This window comes from Streptomyces sp. UH6, assembly GCF_013421635.1.
Lineage (GTDB): Bacteria > Actinomycetota > Actinomycetes > Streptomycetales > Streptomycetaceae > Streptomyces > Streptomyces abyssomicinicus.
Genome location: NZ_JACADT010000242.1, coordinates 1 through 6937 on the forward strand (window position 1 = coordinate 1; position 6937 = coordinate 6937).

At 69.8% G+C, this 6937-nt stretch carries 7 protein-coding genes; 1 reads left to right on the forward strand and 6 read right to left on the reverse strand.

The genetic code is table 11. The features are described 5' to 3' along the window. Nucleotides 1-302 (forward strand): substrate-binding domain-containing protein (locus tag HW445_RS14155; RefSeq protein WP_180221377.1); only part of this gene is annotated, 302 nt, incomplete at its 5' end. Nucleotides 303-433: 131 nt separating this feature from the next. Here the strand turns inward: HW445_RS14155 and prcA are convergent. From prcA to HW445_RS14185, 6 genes are all read right to left on the reverse strand, one after another. Further along, nucleotides 434-1210 carry a proteasome subunit alpha gene (gene prcA, locus HW445_RS14160; RefSeq protein ID WP_180221378.1) on the reverse strand — a complete coding sequence of 259 codons (777 nt, stop codon included), beginning with the start codon at nucleotides 1208-1210 and terminating at the stop codon, nucleotides 434-436. 91 nt (nucleotides 1211-1301) lie between these two features. After that, a complete protein-coding gene (gene prcB, locus HW445_RS14165) occupies nucleotides 1302-2150 on the reverse strand; it encodes a proteasome subunit beta (RefSeq protein WP_180221379.1) in 849 nt (282 codons plus the stop codon). 199 nt (nucleotides 2151-2349) lie between these two features. Beyond that, nucleotides 2350-2568: a ubiquitin-like protein Pup gene (locus HW445_RS14170; protein ID WP_108956145.1), complete on the reverse strand. Its 219-nt coding sequence runs from the start codon at nucleotides 2566-2568 to the stop codon at nucleotides 2350-2352. A 147-nt stretch (nucleotides 2569-2715) separates the two neighbouring features. Further along, the gene (gene dop, locus HW445_RS14175) at nucleotides 2716-4230 is read right to left on the reverse strand and encodes a depupylase/deamidase Dop (RefSeq protein ID WP_374939650.1); all 1515 of its coding nucleotides are present in this window, start codon (nucleotides 4228-4230) and stop codon (nucleotides 2716-2718) included. Nucleotides 4231-4488: 258 nt separating this feature from the next. Beyond that, the gene (gene arc / locus HW445_RS14180) at nucleotides 4489-6255 is read right to left on the reverse strand and encodes a proteasome ATPase (protein WP_180221380.1); all 1767 of its coding nucleotides are present in this window, start codon (nucleotides 6253-6255) and stop codon (nucleotides 4489-4491) included. A gap of 205 nt (nucleotides 6256-6460) precedes the next feature. Continuing rightward, nucleotides 6461-6937 (reverse strand): hypothetical protein (locus HW445_RS14185; protein ID WP_218956965.1); only part of this gene is annotated, 477 nt, incomplete at its 5' end.

Here is a 6937-nt window from a genome sequence, read left to right on the forward strand (position 1 = left end):
CGGGGCCCCGGCCGACCGCGGTGGTCTGCGACGACGACATGCTCGCCGTGGGCGCCTACAAGGCGGCCCGCCGGCTGGGGCTGCGGGTCCCCGGTGACCTCTCGGTCACCGGGGTCGACGACCAGGTCCTCGCGAAGGCGCTGGAGCCGGAACTCACCACCGTCCGCCTGGACGCGGAGCTGACCGGCGAACGCGGCATGGAGGCGCTGCTGTCGGTGATCGACGGCCGGGCCCCCGTCACCCACGACATCCCGGTCGAGCTGGTGGTCCGCGGCTCCACCGCTCCCCCGCCCGGGGCCTGACCCACCTCCGCTGCGGGCCCGCACTTCCCGGCCGGGCCCGGACACGACCGTGCCGCGTGAGCACGGCGAACCGTGCGCACGCGGCACAGGTGCGGGGCGGGAACCCGCCGCGCCTCGTGGCCCCTTGGCCGTCAGCTGTCGGAGGAGTCCGGTTCCGCGTCCGGCCCGTCCGGCTGCTTCGCGTCGGAGGCCGTCCCACCGCCCTCACCGGCCGCGGTGAGCAGACGCTCCAGGCGCGGGCCGGTGATCCGGCGGAACTTCCGCCGCTGCGGCCGGGTGCGGTCCAGTACGGCCACCTCCAGGCGCTCCGCGGGGATCTCCCGCTCGCTGCCGCTGGTGTCCCGGGAAAGCGCCTGCACGGCCAGCTTGAGCGCCTCGGCGAGGGTCATGCCCTCCCGGTGGCGCTGGTCCAGGTAGGAGCTGATCTGCTCGGCGTTGCCGCCGACCGCGACCGAGCCGTGCTCGTCGACGATGGAGCCGTCGTGCGGCAGCCGGTAGATCTGGTCGCCGTCGGGGGTCTCCCCGACCTCGGCGACCACCAGCTCGACCTCGTAGGGCTTCTCCCCCGCGCTGGAGAAGATGGTGCCCAGCGTCTGCGCGTACACGTTGGCCAGGCCGCGCGCGGTCACGTCGCCCCGGTCGTAGGTGTAGCCGCGCAGGTCCGCGTAGCGGACGCCGCCGATGCGCAGGTTCTCGTACTCGTTGTACTTGCCCGCCGCGGCGAAGCCGATGCGGTCGTAGATCTCGCTGAACTTGTGCAGCGCGCGGGACGGGTTCTCACCGACGAAGACGATGCCGTCGGCGTACTGCAGCACGACCAGACTGCGGCCGCGCGCGATGCCCTTGCGGGCGTATTCCGCCCGGTCCGCCATCGCCTGCTGGGGTGAGACATAGAACGGCGTCGACACCGGTTATCCGTCCCTTTCCGTCGATTCCGTCGAAGGGTCTGAAGAGGTCACAGGGATCGTCCTCGCAGGTCCACGAGGGCGCGACGCGCCGTCAGAGGAGCGCCGCACGCGGACCGTCGGGCTCCTGGAGCCTGCGGTCGAGGACCGAGCGGGCGATCCCCGAGGACTCCTCCTCCGTCAGCCGGCGGAACCCGTCCTCGGTGATCACGGTGACGATCGGGAAGATCCGGCGGGCCATGTCCGGGCCGCCCGTCGCCGAGTCGTCGTCGGCCGCGTCGTACAGGGCCTGGACGACCAGGGTGGTGGCCTGTTCCTCCGTCAGGTCCTCGCGGTAGAGCTTCTTCATCGAGCCGCGCGCGAACAGCGAGCCGGAGCCCGTGGCCGCGAAGCCCGCCTGCTCGTCGGAGCGGCCGCCCGTGACGTCGTAGGAGAAGATCCGGCCCTTGCGGCGGTCGAGGTCGTACCCCGCGAACAGCGGCACCACGGCCAGGCCCTGCATGGCCATGCCGAGGTTGGAGCGGATCATCGTCGACAGCCGGTTGGCCTTGCCCTCGAGGGACAGCTGGGCGCCCTCGACCTTCTCGAAGTGCTCCAGCTCCAGCTGGAACAGCTTCACCATCTCCACGGCCAGACCGGCGGTGCCCGCGATGCCCACCGCGGAGTAGTCGTCGGCCGGGAACACCTTCTCGATGTCGCGCTGGGCGATCACGTTGCCCATGGTGGCCCGCCGGTCACCGGCCAGGACCACACCGCCCGGGAACGTCACCGCCACGATGGTGGTGCCGTGCGGGGCCTCGACGACGCCCTGCGTGGGCGGCAGCTGCCGGTTGCCGGGCAGCATGTCCGGCTGGTGTCCGGCCAGGAAGTCCATGAACGAGGAGGATCCCGGGGTCAGGAAGGCGGCCGGCAGTCGCCCGGTGTCACGAGTGTTGGCTTCCACGCATTTCCTTCCGAAGAACACGGCTTCCGCGCTGCGTCCGCGTCGACGCCGCGCGGCTGAAGCAAGCTGAAGCACAGTTATGTCACGGACCCTACCCGCACCTCGGCCATGATCCACCTTCATGTGCCGAAGCACGGGGGCCGCCCGAGGGCAGCCCCCGTGCTCGGCTCTGTGCCTTCGCTTCGGAGGCCCGCAGGGCCTACTGGCCGCCCTTCTGAACGAATGACCGCACGAATTCCTCGGCGTTGGATTCGAGCACGTCGTCGATCTCGTCCAGGACGGAGTCGACGTCGTCGCTGAGCGCCTCCTGCCGTTCCTTCAGGTCCTCGCTCGCCTGCGCGTCCTGCGCCTGCTCGTCGACCTCCTCGGTCGACCGCGTGGCCTTCTGCTGTCCGCCGCCGGTGTCCTTGGTCGCCATAACCCTCACCCCGCTCGGTTCGACGTTCTTGATCAGACCCTACTAGCAGGGTCCGACATCGACCCCACAGTTCCCTCACACGGAGAAACCATCCCGATGATTCCCCTTCGGGACCGATCCCACCCCGATCACGGGGCGGAAGATCGATCAGCGGTTCCCGCTCAGCACCTTGACCAGCTCCTCCGCCGTCCGGCACCGGTCGAGGAGTTCCTTGACGTGCGCCCGGGTGCCGCGCAGCGGCTCCAGGGTGGGCACCCGTTGCAGAGAGTCACGGCCGGGCAGGTCGAAGATCACCGAGTCCCAGGACGCCGCCGCCACGTCGTCCGCGTACTGCTCCAGGCACCGGCCCCGGAAGTAGGCCCGGGTGTCCTCTGGGGGCTGTGTGACGGCCCTGAGGACGTCCTGCTCGTCCAGCAGCCGCTTCATCCGCCCGCGGGCCGCCAGACGGTTGTAGAGGCCCTTGTCGGGCCGCACGTCGGCGTACTGCAGGTCGACCAGGTGCAGCCGGGGGGCGTCCCAGTCCAGGGTGTCCCGCCGGCGGTAGCCCTCCATGAGCTCCCGCTTGGCCACCCAGTCCAGCTCGCCGGCCAGGCTCATCGGGTCGTTCTCCAGCCGGCCGAGGACGTCCTCCCAGCGGGACAGGACGTCCTTGGTCTGGTCGTCGGCGTCGGCCCCGAAGCGTTCCTCGACGTACTTGCGGGCCAGCTCGTAGTACTCCATCTGGAGCTGCACCGCGGTGAGCTTGCGGCCGCTGCGCAGCACGACCAGACGCTTGAGCGTCGGGTCGTGCGAGACCTGGTGCAGGGTGCGCACCGGCTGGTCGACGGCCAGGTCGACGGCGATGAAACCGTCCTCGATCATGGAGAGCACCAGGGAGGTGGTGCCGAGCTTGAGATAGGTCGAGATCTCGGAGAGGTTCGCGTCGCCGATGATCACGTGCAGGCGGCGGTACTTCTCCGCGTCCGCGTGCGGCTCGTCGCGGGTGTTGATGATGGGCCGCTTCAGGGTCGTCTCGAGGCCCACCTCGACCTCGAAGTAGTCCGCGCGCTGGCTCAGCTGGAAGCCGTGCTCGTTGCCGTCCTGGCCGATGCCGACCCGGCCGGCGCCCGCGAAGACCTGGCGGGAGACGAAGAAAGGGGTCAGGTGGCGCACGATGTCCGAGAAGGCGGTCTCCCGCTTCATCAGGTAGTTCTCGTGCGTCCCGTAGGAGGCGCCCTTGTTGTCGGTGTTGTTCTTGTAGAGGTGGATGGGCTGCGCGCCGGGCAGCTGGGCCGCCCGCTCGGCGGCCTCGGCCATGATCCGCTCGCCCGCCTTGTCCCACAGCACCGCGTCCCGCGGGTTGGTGACCTCGGGGGCGCTGTACTCGGGATGGGCGTGGTCCACGTAGAGACGGGCGCCGTTGGTCAGGATCACGTTGGCGAGGCCGATGTCCTCGTCCGTGAGCTGGCTGGAGTCGGCGACCTCCCGCGCCAGGTCGAAACCGCGCGCGTCCCGCAGCGGGTTCTCCTCCTCGAAGTCCCAGCGGGCCCGGCGGGCCCGGTGCATCGCCGCCGCGTAGGCGTTGACGATCTGGGACGAGGTGAGCATGGCATTGGCGTTGGGGTGGCCGGGGACGGAGATCCCGTACTCCGTCTCGATCCCCATCACTCGCCGTACGGTCATGCGGCCCTCCTTGCCCGGCGGCGCCCTCGGTCGGGGGCGGCCCTCAAGTACCACCCGTGCTCCGGCGCAGGTGCGGTGCCCGTTCGCTCTGCCCGCGGCGACGGAGCGGCGGTACCGACGAGCCTAGAACGCCCATGCGCCGACGGGGAGATCATTAGTCCCTTTGCCCCTCCCGCGGCGCCCGGTCGTCCTGCCGGGCGGAGCGGGAGAAGGCGGCCGCGGGCGCCCCGAAGGGCATCCGCGGCCGCCCCCTTCTCGTTACAGGTACTGACCGGTGTTGGCCACCGTGTCGATGGACCGTCCGGTGTCCGAGCCCTGCTTCCCGGTGATCAGGGTCCGGATGTACACGATCCGCTCGCCCTTCTTGCCGGAGATCCGGGCCCAGTCGTCCGGGTTGGTCGTGTTGGGCAGGTCCTCGTTCTCCTTGAACTCGTCCACACACGCCTGGAGGAGGTGGGAGACCCGCAGACCCTTCTGCTCGTGGTCGAGGAAGTCCTTGATCGCCATCTTCTTGGCGCGGCCCACGATGTTCTCGATCATGGCTCCGGAGTTGAAGTCCTTGAAGTACAGGACCTCCTTGTCGCCGTTGGCGTAGGTGACCTCCAGGAAGCGGTTCTCCTCGGACTCCGCGTACATGTGCTCCACCGCGGACTGGATCATGGCCTGGACGGTGGCGGACTTGTCGCCGCCGTGCTCGGCCGTGTCGTCCCCGTGGAGCGGCAGGCGCTCGGTGAGGTACTTCCCGAAGATGTCCTTGGCCGCCTCGGCGTCCGGACGCTCGATCTTGATCTTCACATCGAGCCGGCCCGGCCGCAGGATCGCCGGGTCGATCATGTCCTCGCGGTTGGAGGCGCCGATCACGACCACGTTCTGCAGCCCCTCGACGCCGTCGATCTCGGCGAGGAGCTGGGGGACGATGGTGTTCTCGACGTCCGAGCTGACGCCCGAGCCGCGGGTGCGGAAGAGGGACTCCATCTCGTCGAAGAAGACGATGACGGGCGTGCCCTCGCTGGCCTTCTCACGGGCCCGCTGGAAGACCAGGCGGATCTGCCGCTCGGTCTCGCCGACGTACTTGTTCAGGAGCTCGGGGCCCTTGATGTTGAGGAAGAAGCTCTTCCCCGCGGCCTGACCGGTGACCTCGGCGACCTTCTTGGCCAGCGAGTTCGCCACGGCCTTGGCGATGAGCGTCTTGCCGCATCCGGGCGGGCCGTAGAGCAGGACGCCCTTGGGCGGGCGCAGCTCGTGCTCCTTGAAGAGGTCGGGGTAGAGATAGGGGAGTTCGACCGCGTCCCGGATGGCCTCGATCTGGCCGCCGAGACCGCCGATCTGCTCGTACCCGATGTCGGGGACCTCTTCGAGGACCAGCTCCTCGACCTCGCTCTTGGGCACGACCTCGTAGACGTACCCGGAGCGGGGTTCGAGCAGCAGGGCGTCGCCGGCCCGGATGACGACGTCGAGCAGCGGTTCGGCGAGCCGGACCACCTTCTCCTCGTCGGTGTGCCCGACCACCAGGGCGCGCTCGCCGTCCTCCAGGATCTCCTTGAGGGTGACGATCTCGCCGACGCGCTCGAACTCCATGGCGGCGACCACGTTGAGCGCCTCGTTGAGCATCACCTCCTGGCCGCGCCGGAGCTCGTCGAGGTCGATGCTGGGACTGACGTTCACCCGGAGCTTGCGGCCGCCGGTGAAGATGTCGGCCGTTCCGTCCTCGTTCGCCGCGAGGAACACGCCGAAACCGGCCGGCGGCTGGGCGAGCCGGTCGACCTCCTCCTTGAGGGCCACGATCTGGTCGCGGGCCTCCCGGAGGGTGCCGGCGAGCCGCTCGTTCTGCGCGGACACGCCGGCCAGATTGGTCTGCAGCTCGACGATCCGCTCTTCGAGAAGCCTCGTGTGCCGCGGAGAGTCGGCGAGCTTGCGTCGCAGGACGGCGATCTCCTGCTCAAGGTAGGCGATCTGCCCGGCCGGGTCCTCGGACCCTCGACCCGGGCGGATGCCGCGGTTCATGTCGTCGTCGTGGGCTGCCACGGTCCTCACCTCCTCCAAGGGGAGCTGGACGCTTCCAGACCCTACCTGGGCGGGTGTCGATTGAAACCCTAGATCACAAAGACCGTCGGAAGGTGTCCGATCTTCACCCTTGCGCTCTCCCTCACTGCCAGGGAGATACCCAAGGATCGTGGATCGAAAGCAGTGAACATCAACGGCCGTGACCGGACGGCAGGCGGTGCGGCCCTCAGACCTGTTCGGTGTCGTCCGCGGAGCCGCGGTGGAACGCGCCGTCGGCCCAGCGCCAGTTGACGTCCTCCTCGACGTCCGGGCAGCAACTGGGCACCTTCGCCGAGGAGTAACCGAGCACCGTGGCCTCGACCTGGCCGTCGCGCACCGCCAGGCCGGTGACGGTGTGGCGTTCCTCCGGTTCCACCAGGGTGGCGACGAGGCGCGCCGTGTCGGTGTCCGCCGCACGGGTGAGGACGTAGACGGCGTCGGGGGGCGTTCCCATGGCGCTGTCGCAGTGCACGGCGGCGACCGTCTCGGGGCTGCCGTCCCCGTCGAGGTCGCCCGCGGCCTGCCGGACGACCACCGGCTCGGCGATGTCTCCGCAGTCGAGGGGGAAGCTCACGGCGGCCGGGTCCGGCGCCGGGCGTTCGGCGGGGGCGGCCGTCGCGGCCTTGCCGTCCTTGGGCTGCACCGCCGTGGCGTGGCCGGGCTG

Excerpts from the sequence above, each read along its gene's own strand:
- HW445_RS14170 (WP_108956145.1), bottom strand. The coding sequence starts at position 2,568 with ATGGCGACCAAGGACACCGGCGGCGGACAGCAGAAGGCCACGCGGTCG.
- dop (WP_374939650.1), bottom strand. The coding sequence starts at position 4,230 with ATGACCGTACGGCGAGTGATGGGGATCGAGACGGAGTACGGGATCTCC.